We start from the raw sequence: 16,117 nt of genomic DNA, 5'->3' as shown, positions 1-16,117 counted from the left end.
AAATGATATTTAGCTGCAGACGTGACGCAGCGTGGCTTCCCACTCGGCTGCGAAGCGATCGATATGAAAGCGTTCCAACGCCACCTTGCGTGCACCTTCACCGAGCCGGCGGGCCTCGGCGGGATCGCGTAGAAGGTGTTGCATGGCATCGATCAACCGGTCCGTATCGGTATGGATGAAGCCGCTTTCGCCGTTGCGAATGACGGTTGCAAGCTCGGTCGTCGCGAGGCCGACAATAGGCATGCCTATCGTCATCGCCTCGACGATTGCGAGACCGAGGCTCGTCCAGCGAATCGGATTGAAAAAGAAACGGTATTGCGCGCTGAAAGACGCGAGATCGAGATTGCCGATCTCGCCGAGTCCTCCCGCTGCGTGAGCATCCATGCCGACTAGGTCGAGCGGCACACGCCGCGCGGCTTCGGTGAATACATCGTGACCGAGCCTGCGTCCACGCTGCTTCAGATGATTGATGATGACAATGCCGCGTTCTTTCTCGCCGCTATAGCGCACGCTGTCGGGCACCACGACACCATGTTCGATCACCTGCGTCGGCGTCTCGCCGCTGTCCCACATGAGGCGGTTGAAGTGGGTCACATGCACGAGCAGCGTGTCGCGGTCTTGCACCCAATGCCGTTGTTCGAAGGCATTTTCCTGCGGCGGATCATGCTCGATATAGACGCGCGGCAAGCGGCGTTGTGCATTGCTCAAAAGGTTCAAGCGGTCGTCGTCCCAATGCGTGCGATGCTGAAAGAGCACGACATCGAAATCTTGCGAAGCCACTTCGTCATAAGGCACTTCGTGGACATTGCCGCCCCACGGCAAGACGCCGACCTTGCCCGCGTAGCCCGGAGGATGGCCGGGCTTCGTGACGAGATAGAAGTCGTGCTTCGCTTGACTCAAGTAGTACATGTAGTTGCCGTGCACGTGCCATGTCAGAACACGCAGGCGTCGGTTGTCAGCAGTGAGCATGGATCGGGGCCGTATGAAATCGAGGTTCGGGCAGCTGCGCATGTGCGACATCCAGTACCTGTGCAACACTGATATTCAGCGCGCATGGATGCCCATACGGACAGTCGCGAAACGAGCAGGGACGACAGGAGGGATAATCCGCCAGCACGCGATGACGTTCATGGTCGAGCGGCGCCCAGCGGCGCGTGTCGCTACCTGACGCGATGACGACGCTTTTCGTGCGCATTGCCGCCGCGATATGCGATATGCCGGTGTCGTTGCAGACAACGAGTTGCGCCTTCGCTACGAGCGCGGCGAGGCCGCCTAGCGATGTCTTCCCGGTCAGGTCGATTGCATCGCAGCCTTCCAATGCCCGCGCTATATGCGACGTGATCGGCGCTTCTCCCGCGCTGCCAGTCAATGCAATCTGCCAACCCGCATGGGCAAGCGACAAAGCCACTTGCGCAAAGCGTTCGGCGGGCCAGCGGCGTGAAGGCAGTTGCGAACCCGCATGCACGAGCACGAGTCGCGTGGAATCGAGTTCATAAGCATCGAGCAACCCGGCGCACTCTCGGATGTCTTCGTCGCTCAACGGGATGTCGAGATCGGTATGGCTTGCATCGATACCGAGCGCATCCATCAGGGCGTTATAGCGTGCTATCTCGGGTAGCGTATCGGGCCAGGGAATGAAGACGCCCTCGCGCATCGCTTCATCAGGCTTCAGATAGCCGGCGTTCAAACGCGCGCCCATTTGTTCGACGATATCGTTCGCCACACCGCCGCTGCCATGCAGTTGAATCGCAAGATCGAAGCGGCGCTCCTGCATCGCGCTCCAGAATGACGGCAAACCCGCATCGGTTTCTTCCTGCTCGGGAAAACCGACAGCGCCGGGAAAGGGAACGAGTTCATCGATCAGCGGACGATAGCGCGTCACGAAACTGCTTGCCCACGGTAGCCCTATCAGCACGATATGCGCACGCGGATGGGCAGCCCGTAACGCGCGCAACGCGGGGACGCAGCAGAGCATGTCGCCAAGCTGCAAAGCCCTGAAAATAGCGATGCGTTCGATCATACGAACACCACGCGAAATTTGAAGGCGCCGTATAGCCGCCAGTAGATCGAGAGAAACGGAATCCACAGCGACGTCCACGCCATTTCGAGCACGTGCGATGGCGTAAGCGCTGTCTTCATCAAGCGCTTTACACAGAACCAACCGCTCATCACGAGCCATGCAATTACGCAGGCAATGGCGAGCGAGTCGAAACGCAGTGCGTAAGCGACGATGGCCGCCACGACCACCGCGAGGATCATGTAATACAACACGGGCGGCGTGCTGCGTATGCGCGATCTGAACAACGCAGGGTGCTTCTTGTAAAGCAACGCATCGAACTGACTCTTCTTCTGTTGCGACAAGCTCACGCCCCAACGTGCGGGGCGCACGGGGTGCAACACCATCGCATCGTGCGAACGGACGATATGCGCGCCGCTGCGCAGGAGCTGGAATTGCAGATCCGAATCTTCGCGCCACGCAGATGTAAAACGCGCATCGAATCCGCCTATACGGTCCATCGCGGAGCGCTTGACGAAGGTATTGGCCGTTGCGAACTCTGCGCTCGAAAGACCTGCCGCGTCCTGCTCGTAGTCGGTCGGCCGCGCGGGAAGCGGCACGACGATGCGTCCCGACACCGCATCCGCGCCGGCATCGAGCGCGGCGACGCCCGCACTTAGCCACTGCGCATCGGGGATGGTGTCGTCATCGGTGAATGCGATGAAACGTGACTGCGCCGCACGCCATCCCGCGTTGCGCGCACCCGCAGGCCCTTGCGTCGCGGTGACGGGGACATAGCGAATATGCGGACCGCGCGGCTCGGTTGTCTCGCATTCGCGCGCAAGCGCCATGACCTTGGCGCGCGTGGCATCATCGGGACCGTCGTCGCAGACGATGATCTCGTAACGCGATGCGCGCATGTCCTGCGCCATCACCGCGCGCAAGCATCGTTCGAGCATGTCGGGACGACGATAAGTCGGCACGACCACGCTCACGTCGTACGCAAACGATGATGGTGTTACCGCGCTCTCGCTCCTTTCGAAAGCGTCGGCGCCATCGAAGGTAAAGCCGCCGGAAACCGTGCTCATGCATGTGCTCCGGGTTTTTCGATCAAGAAAGAACCGATGACGAGCGCATCCAGCGGCGACGTCCAGAAAGATTCGAGCGCATCGCGCGGCGAGTTGACCATCGGTTCGCCACGCGTGTTGAACGACGTGTTGACGAGCACCGGTACGCCCGTGCGTGCCTTGAATGCGGCGAGCAGATCGTAATAGAGCGGATGTTGCGAGCGGTTCACGGTCTGTACGCGCGCCGTGCCATCGATATGCGTCACGGCCGGAATTTTCGGCTTCATCTCTTCGCGCACGTCGAAAACGAAGAGCATGAAAGGCGCCACGCATGCATCGACGAACCAGTCGACCGCATGTTCTTCCATGACCACCGGCGCAACAGGACGGAAGTCTTCACGATCCTTGATCTCGTTGAGCTTCGCTTGCATGGACGGATCGATCGGCGATGCAAGTATCGAACGTGCGCCGAGTGCGCGCGGTCCGAATTCCGTGCGGCCCTGATACCAACCGATCACGCGATTTCGCGCGAGCAGATCGGCTGTTTCGCCTGCGACGTTATCGAGCTTCCGATACGGCGCCTTGGCCCACTTGAGAAACTGTTCGACTTCGTTGTCGTCATAACGCGGGCCGAGATATGCGTGATCCATGCGCCATTTGCGGCTGCGATCGCCTTGCTTCTCTCGTTCGCGATAGTCCGTCCAAAGCGCCGCGCCCAGCGCGGTACCGGCATCGCCAGCCGCAGGTTGCACCCAGATCTCTTCGAACGGGCCACGGTCGCGCAGACGCGCGTTCATCACGCAATTGAGTGCCACGCCGCCTGCCATCGCGAGCTTCGATAAACCAGTTCGCTCGTGCAACCACTTTGCCAATTCGAGCGCCGTGTCTTCGAGCACGACTTGCAACGAATGCGCGATATCGTAATGATGCTGATCGAGCGGGCCGCCGCGCTCACGACGCCGACCGAAGCGTTCTTCCAGGCGCGGGGCATCGACGGTATAAGTGCCGTCATGCCGATATTTCACGATCTCGCGAAACTGGTCCACGTAAGCCGGCTTGCCGAACGAAGCCAGCGCCATGACCTTGTACTCGTCCGAAGAATGCAGAAAGCCCAGATAGTCGGTGACGGTTTCATACAGCAGCCCGAGCGAATGCGGCAGTTCCACCTGTTTGACGCGCTCGTACTGTCCGTTGACGAATTGCCCGAGACTCGTTGTTACGCCTTCACCGCGTCCGTCCATGGTAAGCACGGCGGTATCTTCGAAGGGCGCAGCGAGAAACGCGCTTGCTTCATGCGACAGATGATGATCGACGTAATGCCAGTCGAAACGCGGCGCGCGGCCGCCGCTTGCGAAGCGCTTCTTCAGATGATGCGGCGCGCCATCCACCAATTGACCGCGCGCATTGACGATATAGCTTAAGAAAAGCGGGTCCCAAGGCGATTCGGATGGGTTGCCGCTCGAATGCTCGGACGGCATGAACGGCAACGCAATGCTTGCTTTAGGCTGCCGTGGCATGGCGGAAAGCAGATGCGGGTCGTATGAATAGGCGACATGATCGACATCCGCCAGTTCGATACCAGCCTCTTTGAGGCAATAGTCGATGGCGTCGAAGGGCAATTGCCATGTCGAAAACGGCACCGGACGCTTCGCATGCTTGACGTGCGTGAAGCGTTCGTCTTCCGCTGCCGCAACGACGACACCGTCCTTGATCAGCGCAGCCGCGCTGTCGTGATAGACCGCATTGATTCCGAGGGTGTACATGGAAAGCGAACCTTATGGATGGATCGAGAGAGGGGCGGCAGCGTCTGCGCGGGCATCGCAAAGCGACATGACAGCGTCGATTACTTCATCTACGCTCACGCCGAGGAGGCACAAATGATGTCCTTCGGGACAGATGCTGCGATAGCACCATCGGCACGGCACATCGTGATTGAGCACGCTATGCGGCGTCTGCCATGGCGTATGTTGCGGATTGGTGAGTGCATAGAGATCGACTACAGGCGTGCCGAGCGCAGAGGCAATATGAACGGGACCGCTATTGTTTGAAACAAGGACGCGTGCGTGCTTCACGAGAGCGGCCAGTTCGCCGAGATCGAGTGCGCCCGACAGGTCGCTGATGCCGCCGTGACCGCCGCTTACCTCGCGACACAATTCCGCTTCGCTTGCCGAACCCGTGACGACGACTGGCCAGCCCGTGCGCGCGTTGAGCGCTTGCGCGACCTCCGCGAAGCGCTCGGGCGGATAACGACGCGATGCCGCCGTCGCACCTGGATGCATCATGAAAAATGGCTCATGAAGATCGATACCGCGTGCAACGAGCTTCTGCGCAAGCGATGCCTCATCGCCGTCTCGAACCGTGAAGCGCATGCGCCTGTCATCGGCGCGTGCGCCTACTTGAGCGACCAACGCAAGCTGACGCTCGACCTCGTGACGTGTGCCGTTCTGCGGTTCGGTTTCGGCGACCCAGTCGGTGAGCAAACCGTAGGGATTCTCGCGGCAATGCGCCAACCTTCGCGGGATACCCGCAAGATGACAAAACATTGCGGCAGGCAAAGGATTCTGGCTATAGACCGTGAAGATCACGGCGGCATCGAAGCCGAGCATTTGAATGCGTTCGAGCATTGCAAGATCGCGACTCGCGTCGATGGGCGTGTCATGCTTGACCCACGGCGCGTCATACTCGATCACGTCATCGATATCTTCGATGAAGCGCGCGGCCATCGCACCCGAACGCGATGCAAGCAAGCTCAGATGCCGTCCGGGATACGCATGTTTGAGAGCGTGCAGAGCAGGCGTCGTCATCAGCACGTCGCCAAGATTGTCGGTACGTACGCAGAGGATGCGCTTGACGTTTTCGCCCCAGACGCCTTGCGGACGCGACTCCGGTGCGCGCGCATGAGGCGCGATCGCGACAACAGGGATTCGCTCGCGCTTCACGCTGCAAGCTCCCCATGCCATGCCGACTCAATCACGCGCGCTGCTTCGTGCATGTCTTTCGCAATGGCGTCGGGCTCGCGCAGTGGGCCACGCTGCCATAACGTCTCGTTGCCATTGTCGATAAGCACGGCGCGGCAACCTGCACGATGACCCGCTTCGACATCGTCGAGTATGTCTCCGACGAACCAGCTACGTGCAAGATCAAGACCGAGGTCACGCGCCGCGCGTTCGATCATGCCGGACGCTGGCTTGCGGCATTCGCATATTTTCCGGTATTTCGCCACCGTTCCTTGTGGATGATGCGGGCAGAAGTACACGCCAGCGAGTCGTGCGCCTGCGCGCGCCGCAAGTTCATGCAGCGTGCGTTCGACATCGGCGAGCGCCGCTTCATCGAACTTGCCAAGCGCCACGCCGCTTTGATTGCTGATAACGACGACCGGTACGTCCATGCGTGCGAAGAGCGCGAGCGCATTAACGGCGCCAGGTGCAAGACGCATCTTCAGCGGGTCGACGTTGTAAGGCACGTCGTCGAGCAAGGTGCCGTCCTTATCCAGAAACACGGCAGGGCGAAGGAGTGTCGGCTTCATGCGGAAGCGCCACCGTAAGCACTGCGCTCATCGAGCACGGTGTTCGAAAATTCCACTTCCGCCACGCGCGCGTAGACGCGTTCTAGCGCTTGCGCGACGCCGGTCCATGTGAACATCGAGCGCGCCCGTTCCAACCCTGCCGCGCCCATGCTTTCGGCGAGCGCGGGATCGCGCTTGAGCATGGCAAGCGCGGCCGCCAGTGCATGCGGGTCTTTCGGCGGAACGAGCAGGCCAGTCTCTTGATGAGCGACCGAGTAGCGAATGCCGCCCACATCCGCGCCAATTACAGGCGTGCCACAGGCCATGGCCTCGAGCGGGGTAATGCCGAAGGGCTCGTACCAGGGCGTCGTGACGAAGACATCCGCCGCGTTATAAAACTCCTTCAAACGCTGGCGTCCATGACGTCCGAGAAAATTGACGTGGTCTTCCACGCCGCATTCGCGGGCTATTCCGCGCAGTCTGCCGATTTCCGGTGTCGCGATTTCGTTGGCCTCATCCGAGTTGCCGCCGATCACGTAGAGATGCGCGTCTTCGTTCAACTCGCGATTGCACACGCCAATCCCGCGCACGACATTATCGATCCCCTTGCGCGGCACCATGCGCCCGAGTTGCAATGCAATGAACTTGTCCTGCGGCCAGCCGAGCCGCTCGCGCGCTTCATGCTTGTTGATCGGATGAAACTCCGCGCTGTCGAAGCCGCATGGCACGAGGTCGATCCGCTGACGCTCCGCCTGATATAGCGCGATGAGATCGGCAGCATCTTGCGGACATTCGGCGATAACGGAATCCGACTCGCGAACGAGCGCATCTTCTATGTCGAAGCGCTCGTCGGGAAAGCCATCGCCTGCGCCTTGATGAATGCGCCGCACGCGACCGAGCGCGTGGAACGTGGTGACGAGCGGCGTGCCGAGCGCAGCCTTGATTCGCATGCCGACGAGTCCCGACATGAAGAAGTTTGCATGGACCACGTGATAGGGCGTTTCCTCTTTCTCGAAGAACCCGATCACGAAGCGCGCGAATTCGTCCATGAACGGAAGTAATTGCTCCTTGGGCAATTGCACGGGCGGCCCTGCCGGAACATTGATTACGCGAATTCCTTCGAAGCGCGAGACAAGCGGAAGTAAAGAACGATCGCGACGCGTGAACACATCGACTTCATGACCGCTGCGTGCAAGTTGCCGCGCTACGTGCGCGACATAGATGTTTTGTCCGCCGCTATCGACGCCGCCCGCCACTGCAAGTGGAGAAGCGTGTTCACTGATTAGTGCGATCTTCACTGTGCCCGTCCCCATCACGAAGGTCCAAAGTAGGCTCGTCGCGCTTGATCGTGCGAGTCCTTCGGAGTCGTGGAGTTAGAGCATTCGTTGTGCCACTGAAATGGAAATACGCAGAATCGTTTGTTCGTTGTCGGACGAAAGCAATTTCGTTTTGGGTTCGCACACGGCCGAATCCGTGCTGGTGCGCTTCTATATCGCGCTGGCAGTGGATGAGCGGCGCCGGTCGTCATCGCGGACGACTGCGCGCATCAGCAGGACGCTGCGTGCAACCACGCGCCGTTTCGACAACGCCCACGGCAAACCGCGCAACATTGCAAGCGAGTCGCGTAAGAGCGTGCGTTCACGTCGCATGATGAAGAAGGCATTCAGACTTGAACGCAGCGCTTCGGCAAGCGGCAGGCGCAACCATGCGACCCATGCCTCATTCCGCGCAAGAAGACGCCTGCGCAGCGCACTGTCGCGTATTTCCGATGGATGGTGATGCAGCACGAGCTCATCGGCATAGACGAGCGCATGGCCGCTGCTCAGAATATCGAGTGCTAGAAGCGACTCTTCGCCGCCAATGAAAAGCTTCGGCTCATATCCGCCCATTTCGCGGTAGACGCTTGTGCGGAATACGCTCGCACCCGCCATGAAGCCGATCAGCGCGGGCCCCGGCAGCCCATGCGACCCGAGCGGACTCACGCGCATGCGCTCGCAGGTTTCGTCCGTCGATTCGGCATCCCCGACGACCACGCGAGCGCTTAAAACAGCCACGCGAGGCGACGCGTCTAGTATCTGTACTGCGCGTGAGAGCGAGCCAGCTTGCCACCAGGTGTCGTCATCGCAGAAGGCAACGTATTCGGTCTGTACACGCGCCACGCCGAGATTGCGTCCAGCCGCGCCCATGTTTTTGGACGCAATCACGAGATCGACCGAGGGAAATTTTTCTGCAATACGGCGGGCCGTATTATCGGAGGAGGCATTGTCGACCACCACGATACGAACGGGATCGGGCAGGGCGGCAAGTTTTGCGATCGTGCGCAGTACGACATCGGCACGATTATAGGTAAGGACGACAACGCTAAGGCGTACGGACGAGACGTCGTGCGCGCTCATCGGCCATCCTCGCTACGTTCGAGCGTCCAGTAGCGCTCAGGAAGAAAAACGTCGTCATATCCGCCGGGGCCGAAGGCCTTCAGTTGGCTCGTATAAGCCTGCACGGCGTTTCTCTTGGCTGCATGCGCGCGTTCGGCATCCGCGGGATTCGTCGCGGCGGCTTCGTAAGGCGTTGCATCGATGCCGATGCCGTGCAGATCGACGAGACGCCGCTGCACCAGACCGCGCATTCGCCGATATAACCCTTCCTCATAGCCGATGCAGGCGAGCGCGGGATGTTCGAGCCATGCATCGCAAGCGGCAAAGTGCGTAAGCGCATGGTCCGAATGGAACAGGCCGAGTGGAATCAGCAGAAGATCAGGGCGATATTCGCGCACGACATGCAGCAGTGCATCGCGAATCGCCGCGCGCGTCGGTTTTGCCGACTCCGGCGCATGCGGCACATATTGCGAATCGAGAAAGCCGAGATTGACTGAACGCGCGCTTAGCAATCCGAGCGCCCGCTCGTCCTCGTCGATGCGTGTGTGCATCGCTTCGTGAGCGCTACTGAAACCGCAATGCTGGTCCCAGTCCGTCGTCAAATCTTCTTCGGGGCTGCCGGTGAAGACATTGCAGACGATAGTCTCGTTGGATGCAGCGAGCAGGGCGCCGCAACCGAAGACGGCGTCGTCGAGATGTGGCGAGACCAGGAGAACACGGGAGCGCATTTCAGGCATGGGGACAGGTCCACTTGCGAATGACGGCAGCTGCGCCGCAATCGCCGGACCCGCCCGCCTTGCGTTTGCGCCATGTCAGAAGCGCATGCCGATACCCGCTTCGATGATGTCCGAATCGCGGTCATAACGCGTGACCATGCGATTCCATGTCAGACGCGCGAGCCATCGGTCGGTAAACCGATAACTCGCGGATGCCGACACCACTCCCGCGAAACGGCCATCGCCCGTGCGGTTTTGCGGCAAATCGTCGTTCTGCGTGATCGACAAATAAGGACCCGCGCCCACGCCGAGCGTGAGCCTGTCGTTGAAGAATGCGCGCGTGGCCCAAAGCTGTGCCGCAATGCCATCGCGACGCGACTGCACGTGACCGCCTTCGTGCAGATACGACGCGGTGAAGTCGACGTAATGCCACAGTCCGCGCCTGTACTCGACGCTCTCCGAGAGATTCGATTCCGAGTCTAGACTGTTGAGGATCGTGCGCCCGAGCATGACCGTAACTTCGTTGCTGGTGACGTTCGTGCTGCGCGACGGCGCGTAGGCGCGCGGACCCCGACCATCCGGCGCGTCGAGTTGGTAGCCGATACCGAACAGAAGCGCGGTCGTGTCCGGACCGCCGAACGCCTGCACGCGGTTGAGCTTCATCTCCGCGATCCACCGGTTATCGAAGTAGTACGCGGCGCGCAACGTGAACATGCCGCCCCAACCGTGCGAATTCGAATAGCCGCTGCCGGCTTCCGCTTGGCTCGTATCGAAGTAACGGTAGGGACCGGCGCCCGCGGAAAGTTCGAGCCGGTTGTTCCAGAGCGGCAAGCGGCCCCACAATTGCACGGCCTGACCATCGCGATGATGATCGGGAATGTGGCCTTCGTTGAGCCACGAAAAACTCCAGGCCGCATAGCGTCCAAGGCCTTCCCGATAGTTCGCTTCCCATGAATAGCTGTTCTGGCTGCTGCTCTTGAGCGGCCCGGCGAGCACCGAGAATTCCTGAGCTTGTGCGCTTGTGACCGTGCTCGCAAGGGCAGCGCCAGCAATCGTCCAGGCAGCTAACTTGCGAGATCGTCTTTTGATCGAAGTAGTAGTCATCAGGTGGAGTTAAATGCGCATTGTTTGCATTGGCAGCATAGCGGCTATAAGCGGCTTTTGCCCAGATGACGCTTTACCGAATGTTCATGCATGGAGTCGATGGCTCGACGCGGTGCCTTTGGAAGCTGTCCTCGGCACTGTAAAACGTTTGCGGCGGCGAATTCACGCGCGCCGCGGGCTTCCGAGCATTGTGGTGAGCCATGATTCAAGCGTCGTCGCGCTAGCGCCTCTGAAACCGATATGACCATCTGGACGCAGGGCCCAGATCATGCCGCTGCGCGGGCCGAACAAAGCCGCGAATTCACCCGCCGCATCTGCGAGAACGGCGTACGTCTCGCTGCATTCAGGCGATTTTCCCGCAGTAATCAGCACCGCATTGCCTGCGTCACCCAGCATGTCGCGCCACGTTTGAAACGCTGCGTCGAACGATTCGCGTGAGTCGCCGTTCATGTCGTGATCCAGATACCCGATGAGCGTATGCCGCCCGCGACCGATATGGTCGCGCAGCCGCACGGCATGCCCGACGAACGCTTCAGCGAGCCCGCCGCATTCCGGTACGCGATCCCCAGGCGCGGGTAGGCCGGGCGCAATCTGCGCGTTGATCTCGTCGTTTGCATCCGCCACGATTGCACTGCCACGATATCCGACGAGCAACTGTGTTTCGCGCATCGCGGGCCGCACTTCGCCATGCACGAGCACGGTGTTCAAGGCGCGGCTCGTTGCTTCGACCACATCCAGTCCGACCGGCCGACGTTCGGCTTCGTAGCTCGACAACAGTGCTTCGTTCGCGATACCGCGCGCCACGAGCGCGAGTTTCCACGCGAGATTGTGCGCATCCTGCAAGCCTGTATTCATGCCCTGGCCCCCGACGGGCGGATGAATGTGCGCGGCATCGCCCGCAAGGAACACGCGTCCGCTCGTGTACTTTTGCGCAATGCGATGACTCACGCGGTACACGGACGACCACCGCATCGACGAAAGCCTCGTTCCCGGCGGAAGTAACGGCAGCATGATGCGTTCTACGTCGGCGAACGCGGGCGCGGTTTCATTGACGAGGCGCGCGGCATCGTCGTCGCCGAGGATCATGGAGAGGCGATAACGGCGGGCCGAACCGCGCACCGGCAGCGCGGCAATCGTCGTCGCACCACGAACGCCTTCCACTGCGGACAGGTTGAAACGCAGCATCGGTCCGTGCTGAACGTGCCAGTCGACATCGAGATCGGCGAGCATGAACGTCTGCGGATACTGCCCGCCTTCGAACGGTACGTTCAGATGATGCCGCACGGTGCTGCGTGCGCCGTCGCAACCGACCAGCCACCGGCAGCGGATTTCACGCATGGTGCCGTCGGCGTCTTGCATGCGAGCGAGGACGCTGTCGCCGGTATCGTCGAAATCGATGAGGGTTGTCCCGTAGTGCACGTGCCCGCCCATACGCGCGAATGCCGCTTCCAGAATGCGCTCGGTTTCATATTGCGCGAGTGAGAGTGCGCCATAAGGCAGGCCCTCGCGCGGCACTTCGACGCTGAAGGCCAGCGTGCCGTCTTTATAAGTATCGGCGCCAGTGAGCCAGACGCCCGCATCGATGGCTTCACGCGCGATGCCCAGATCGTCGAAGACTTCGAGCGTGCGCGCGGTCACGCCCAACGCCTTTACGAAGAACGCGCGGTTGGCGCGCGCGTCTATCACTCGTGCTTCGATGCCGTCGCGGCGCAGTTCGGTTGCAAGGAGGAGACCGACAGGTCCCGCGCCGGCGATAAGAACGTCGATGGTATCGGGCATGGCGAGCGTTCTCCTGAGCGTTCAGCCGAGGTCGTTTTGCGAGGATAACCGTGCATGCGTCGCCGCGGCTAGTGATTTATGGCGCATGAAAGAAGGGCATGTATTCGCACGCGTCCTACACTTTATTTGAAGCACGCGGCTCGCGTAATAATTTGCAATTCCGACCCGACGGTTGGCTATGCTCACGCCTTCATTTTCATTTACGCTGGTTTAGCAATCATGGTCACGCTGGTCAGTTGTTTCTTCGATCGCAACGCTCACGAATCGCTCGTCAATCACGCGGAATATTGCCGTCGCGCGGGTGCTCGTCACCGCTTCGAGCCGGTCGCGGCGGGAGCTGCATCGCTTGAACTGAGGATCGTTTTCAAGTATCAGTTGCTGTGCGATCTCATGGTCCGTGCAGCCGATAACGAGCTCTTGATCTTCGCTACCGAGAACGCGCTCTTCCTGCGCTTCGACGATTTCGAATCGATGATGGTTGGACGCGATGCCCTCGTGACGATAGGCCATTTCGGCATCAACAGCGAGATAGTGGTGCTGAGAAATACCGAAGGCAATCGCGTCATTGCAAGGAGCATGGCCGCGAAGGCTCGGGCGTATTACGACTATGGCCAGTTCGTCACGGAAGATCAGTTGCTCGAAGCGCTGCCCGTACAGAGCGAAGCCGATAGCGTCAACGAAAGATTCCCGATCGTCTCGGCGTGTTCGACTCAGTTTCCCGAGTTGAACGCTTCCCCGATCGTGGCGTTGTCGCTTGTCTTCACCCCGCGCCTTTATAGCAAGTACGGGCCGCGTTGGGGAACGACGCTCGCTCGGCATGTGAACGCGTGTCACGCTAGCGCACAGCGGTTCTTCGAAATAGCGCCGCCCGAAGGGGTGTCGTCTGAGCCGCTGTCGATCTATCAGCCAGGCCAGCGTATCGCCGTGGTCATGCTGTACACACCGAACATAGCGAATTACGCATGTTTTGGCGAAGCGAGCCTGCGCGATTACTGCGAACAGCACGGCTACACCTTGTACATGCATCGCGAGGTGCCGGCCGACTTCGCTCGCGAAGCGTGTGGCAATTGGGCCAAGCCATTTCTGCTCAGCAAGTACTTGCCGCATCACGACTGGGTCTTCTGGATCAATGCCGATATTCTCGCGACCAATCGCACCGTCAAGCTCGAAGACTTCATGGAAGGACGCGAGCGCGTGCTAAGCGCGGATATCGCCGGCTGGCCTTTCAACTCCGGCGTCATGGGCTTTCGCAATACCGACGTCAACGCGCGCGTGCTGCAGGGCACGCTCGACCGTATTCGCGGGCTGGACGATCTAAGCTGGACCTTTTCCAATCATGGCGATCAGGCGCACTTCATGTTCGAACTGGAAGCGAACGGCGTCTTGCCAGCGCGGGAATCGACCGAACTGGTCAGTTTCCGTGAACTGAATACGCCTTGGTATTACGCAGACCAGAATACGTTCCTCTGCCATTTTCATGGCATCGGCAGCGAGTTGCGGATGCTGTTCATGTCCATGAAGGGCGTGCCCGAAGGCGGGTTCGACTGAAGTCTTTCGCGCACTTCAAGCGGGAGCCGCGCACCAACTTGAACGCTGCGCGAACCATGTTGGGACGTGATCAGTCCTCTTGCATGATACACCAGACCACGCACGAAGCCCCATGGATAAAGGCTTTTGAGCGTCATGGCCTTGACTGGCACAGATGCTGCAAAGTGACGTTCAACTTGTATTCAAGATTGAACTCATGTCCCACGACCCGCTTTCAGGCGTGTACGCGCTTATCGAATCGTATAGGCAAGGCAGCACTGATCCGATCGCCATGATCGAAGAAGTGCTGCGCAGGCTCGATGCAAGCAACCGGCCCGAAGTCTGGCTGCTGCGCGTGCCTCAGGCCGACCTTCGTGCGCGCGCCGCGAGCCTTGCGCATGAACTCGCCGAAGAGGGCGGCGCGATCTTCGAGCGCAAGCCGCTTCTTGGCGTGCCCTTCGCGGTGAAGGACAACATCGACGTGGCAGGCTTGACCACCACCGCCGCGTGCCCCGCATTTGCTTATACGCCGCAAGAGACGGCGTTCGCCGTGCAGCGTTTGCTCGATGCGGGCGCGGTGCTTATCGGCAAGACCAATCTCGATCAGTTTGCAACGGGCCTCGTCGGTACGCGTTCGCCTTTCGGCGCGGTACGTCAGGTCGATCACGACGCATACATCTCGGGCGGATCGAGCTCGGGTTCGGCGATAGCGGTCGCGGCGGGCATCGTCGCGTTCTCGCTTGGAACCGATACAGCGGGCTCCGGCCGTGTGCCAGCAGGCTTTAACGGTCTCGTCGGTCTCAAGCCGACGCTGGGTCTCGTCAGCAAGCGCGGTGTGGTGCCAGCATGCAAGAGCCTCGATACGATCTCGATCTTCGCGCATGACGTAGCCGACGCCTGGCACGTCCTCTCGACGATGGCCGCGTTCGACGCAGCCGATGGCTATTCGCGCCGCATTCCTTCCTTGCCGGTTTTGCCGCTTGCGCCGCAAGCCTTGCGCGTCGCCATTCCCGACACGCTGCAATTCTTCGGCGATACCGTTGCCGCCGATGCCTTCGCCGCGACACTAGAAAAGCTCGCGCTCAAGCCGTCGACGTTCGCCTTTGCGCCAATGCAGCAAGTCGCTGCGCTGCTTTACGACGGTCCGTGGGTCGCCGAACGGCGCGCCGCGTTAGGCGACTTCTTCGAGACGAATCACGACGAGATCGACCCGGTGGTCGCAAAGGTGATCGGCAAGGCCGACAACTTCAGCGCCGCCGATGCCTTCGACGGCCAGTATGAACTTGCACGCTTGAAGCGCCACGCCGAAGCGCTCTTCGAAAGCGTGGACGTGTTGATCGTGCCGACCACGCCGACGCATCCAACCATCGATGAAGTGCGCACGAACCCTATCGAAGTGAATAGCCGTCTCGGGCTTTACACGAACTTCGTCAACCTGCTCGATCTGTGCGCGCTCGCGGTGCCGGGCATCCCGCGCGCCGATGGCTTGCCCGCCGGCATCACGCTGATCGCGCCCGCTGGCGCTGATCAGCGGCTCGCCATGCTCGGTGCGCAGTTCGAAGGCATGCAGAAGCAAGATGCCGTTGCAGCGAAGCCATTGCCGTTCAACGAGCCGACCGTGCAGCTTGCGGTGGTTGGCGCGCATCTACGCGGCATGCCGCTCGAATGGCAGATGCGCAAGGCCGGCGCGCGCTTCGTCGAAGCGACGACGACCTCGGCTAACTATCAGCTCTTCGCGCTTGCGAACACGCAGCCGCCGAAGCCGGGCCTCGTGCGCGTGAATACTGCGGGGCAAGCCGGGCAGGCCATTGCCATCGAACTATGGGACATGCCCGTGCGCACCTTCGGCGCGTTCGTCGAAGCGATTCCGGCGCCGCTTGGCATTGGCAGCATCGAGACGGCGGATGGCCGCATCGTCAAAGGCTTCATCTGCGAACCGCTTGCCGTCACTGCCGAAAGCGGCGCGCGCGACATCACGCGTTTTTGCGGCTGGCGCGCCTGGCTCGACAGTCAAACCTCCAACGACCCAACCACACAGGAATAGAGAC

Annotated in this window: 13 protein-coding genes; 2 read left to right on the top strand and 11 right to left on the bottom strand. The window is 60.6% G+C overall.

The annotated features are described in order from the left end of the window. Positions 1 to 9 precede the first annotated feature (9 nt). From LDZ28_RS17585 to LDZ28_RS17535, 11 genes are all read right to left on the bottom strand, one after another. The gene (locus tag LDZ28_RS17585) at positions 10 to 969 is read right to left on the bottom strand and encodes a glycosyltransferase family 4 protein (protein WP_244828220.1); all 960 of its coding nucleotides are present in this window, start codon (positions 967 to 969) and stop codon (positions 10 to 12) included. Beyond that, a complete protein-coding gene (locus LDZ28_RS17580; protein WP_244828219.1) occupies positions 956 to 2,020 on the bottom strand; it encodes a glycosyltransferase family 9 protein in 1,065 nt (354 codons plus the stop codon). The genes LDZ28_RS17585 and LDZ28_RS17580 overlap by 14 nt, the downstream gene beginning before the upstream one ends. Beyond that, complete coding sequence (locus tag LDZ28_RS17575; RefSeq protein WP_244828218.1) at positions 2,017 to 3,084, bottom strand: glycosyltransferase family 2 protein; 1,068 nt, start codon at positions 3,082 to 3,084, stop codon at positions 2,017 to 2,019. Before LDZ28_RS17575 ends, LDZ28_RS17580 begins: the two co-directional genes overlap by 4 nt. Beyond that, positions 3,081 to 4,826, bottom strand: coding sequence for a carbamoyltransferase C-terminal domain-containing protein (locus tag LDZ28_RS17570; RefSeq protein WP_244828217.1), 1,746 nt, complete (start codon positions 4,824 to 4,826; stop codon positions 3,081 to 3,083). The genes LDZ28_RS17575 and LDZ28_RS17570 overlap by 4 nt, the downstream gene beginning before the upstream one ends. Before the next feature lie 12 nt (positions 4,827 to 4,838). Next, positions 4,839 to 6,023, bottom strand: coding sequence for a lipopolysaccharide heptosyltransferase II (gene waaF, locus LDZ28_RS17565; RefSeq protein ID WP_244828216.1), 1,185 nt, complete (start codon positions 6,021 to 6,023; stop codon positions 4,839 to 4,841). Further along, a complete protein-coding gene (locus LDZ28_RS17560; RefSeq protein WP_244828215.1) occupies positions 5,999 to 6,589 on the bottom strand; it encodes an HAD-IIIA family hydrolase in 591 nt (196 codons plus the stop codon). Before LDZ28_RS17560 ends, waaF begins: the two co-directional genes overlap by 25 nt. Next, complete coding sequence (locus LDZ28_RS17555; protein WP_244828214.1) at positions 6,586 to 7,866, bottom strand: glycosyltransferase family 1 protein; 1,281 nt, start codon at positions 7,864 to 7,866, stop codon at positions 6,586 to 6,588. The genes LDZ28_RS17560 and LDZ28_RS17555 overlap by 4 nt, the downstream gene beginning before the upstream one ends. Before the next feature lie 189 nt (positions 7,867 to 8,055). Next, on the bottom strand, positions 8,056 to 8,964 hold the full coding sequence (locus tag LDZ28_RS17550) for a glycosyltransferase family 2 protein (protein WP_244828213.1): 909 nt from the start codon (positions 8,962 to 8,964) through the stop codon (positions 8,056 to 8,058). After that, positions 8,961 to 9,680, bottom strand: a complete 720-nt coding sequence (locus LDZ28_RS17545) for a PIG-L deacetylase family protein (protein WP_244828212.1) — start codon at positions 9,678 to 9,680, stop codon at positions 8,961 to 8,963. Before LDZ28_RS17545 ends, LDZ28_RS17550 begins: the two co-directional genes overlap by 4 nt. Before the next feature lie 75 nt (positions 9,681 to 9,755). Next, complete coding sequence (locus LDZ28_RS17540; RefSeq protein ID WP_244828211.1) at positions 9,756 to 10,763, bottom strand: hypothetical protein; 1,008 nt, start codon at positions 10,761 to 10,763, stop codon at positions 9,756 to 9,758. 162 nt (positions 10,764 to 10,925) lie between these two features. Continuing rightward, complete coding sequence (locus tag LDZ28_RS17535; protein ID WP_244828209.1) at positions 10,926 to 12,542, bottom strand: FAD-dependent monooxygenase; 1,617 nt, start codon at positions 12,540 to 12,542, stop codon at positions 10,926 to 10,928. Positions 12,543 to 12,761: 219 nt separating this feature from the next. Between LDZ28_RS17535 and LDZ28_RS17530 the strand changes: the two genes are divergently transcribed. Together LDZ28_RS17530 and atzF are read left to right on the top strand one after the other, a co-directional pair. Then, a complete protein-coding gene (locus LDZ28_RS17530) occupies positions 12,762 to 14,090 on the top strand; it encodes a hypothetical protein (protein ID WP_244828207.1) in 1,329 nt (442 codons plus the stop codon). Between the two features lie 196 nt (positions 14,091 to 14,286). Further along, a complete protein-coding gene (gene atzF / locus LDZ28_RS17525) occupies positions 14,287 to 16,113 on the top strand; it encodes an allophanate hydrolase (protein ID WP_244828206.1) in 1,827 nt (608 codons plus the stop codon). The last annotated feature ends 4 nt before the right edge of the window (positions 16,114 to 16,117 follow it).

Source organism: Caballeronia sp. TF1N1, from assembly GCF_022878925.1.
In the GTDB taxonomy this organism is placed as follows: domain Bacteria; phylum Pseudomonadota; class Gammaproteobacteria; order Burkholderiales; family Burkholderiaceae; genus Caballeronia.
The sequence above is the reverse complement of the archived record's forward strand: the minus strand, read 5'-3'. Positions and strand labels throughout refer to the sequence as shown.

Excerpts from the sequence above, each read along its gene's own strand:
- LDZ28_RS17570 (WP_244828217.1), bottom strand. The coding sequence starts at position 4,826 with ATGTACACCCTCGGAATCAATGCGGTCTATCACGACAGCGCGGCTGCG.
- LDZ28_RS17575 (WP_244828218.1), bottom strand. The coding sequence starts at position 3,084 with ATGAGCACGGTTTCCGGCGGCTTTACCTTCGATGGCGCCGACGCTTTC.
- LDZ28_RS17545 (WP_244828212.1), bottom strand. The coding sequence starts at position 9,680 with ATGCCTGAAATGCGCTCCCGTGTTCTCCTGGTCTCGCCACATCTCGAC.
- LDZ28_RS17535 (WP_244828209.1), bottom strand. The coding sequence starts at position 12,542 with ATGCCCGATACCATCGACGTTCTTATCGCCGGCGCGGGACCTGTCGGT.
- LDZ28_RS17530 (WP_244828207.1), top strand. The coding sequence starts at position 12,762 with ATGGTCACGCTGGTCAGTTGTTTCTTCGATCGCAACGCTCACGAATCG.
- waaF (WP_244828216.1), bottom strand. The coding sequence starts at position 6,023 with ATGGCATGGGGAGCTTGCAGCGTGAAGCGCGAGCGAATCCCTGTTGTC.
- LDZ28_RS17560 (WP_244828215.1), bottom strand. The coding sequence starts at position 6,589 with ATGAAGCCGACACTCCTTCGCCCTGCCGTGTTTCTGGATAAGGACGGC.
- atzF (WP_244828206.1), top strand. The coding sequence starts at position 14,287 with ATGTCCCACGACCCGCTTTCAGGCGTGTACGCGCTTATCGAATCGTAT.
- LDZ28_RS17580 (WP_244828219.1), bottom strand. The coding sequence starts at position 2,020 with ATGATCGAACGCATCGCTATTTTCAGGGCTTTGCAGCTTGGCGACATG.
- LDZ28_RS17585 (WP_244828220.1), bottom strand. The coding sequence starts at position 969 with ATGCTCACTGCTGACAACCGACGCCTGCGTGTTCTGACATGGCACGTG.
- LDZ28_RS17550 (WP_244828213.1), bottom strand. The coding sequence starts at position 8,964 with ATGAGCGCGCACGACGTCTCGTCCGTACGCCTTAGCGTTGTCGTCCTT.
- LDZ28_RS17540 (WP_244828211.1), bottom strand. The coding sequence starts at position 10,763 with ATGACTACTACTTCGATCAAAAGACGATCTCGCAAGTTAGCTGCCTGG.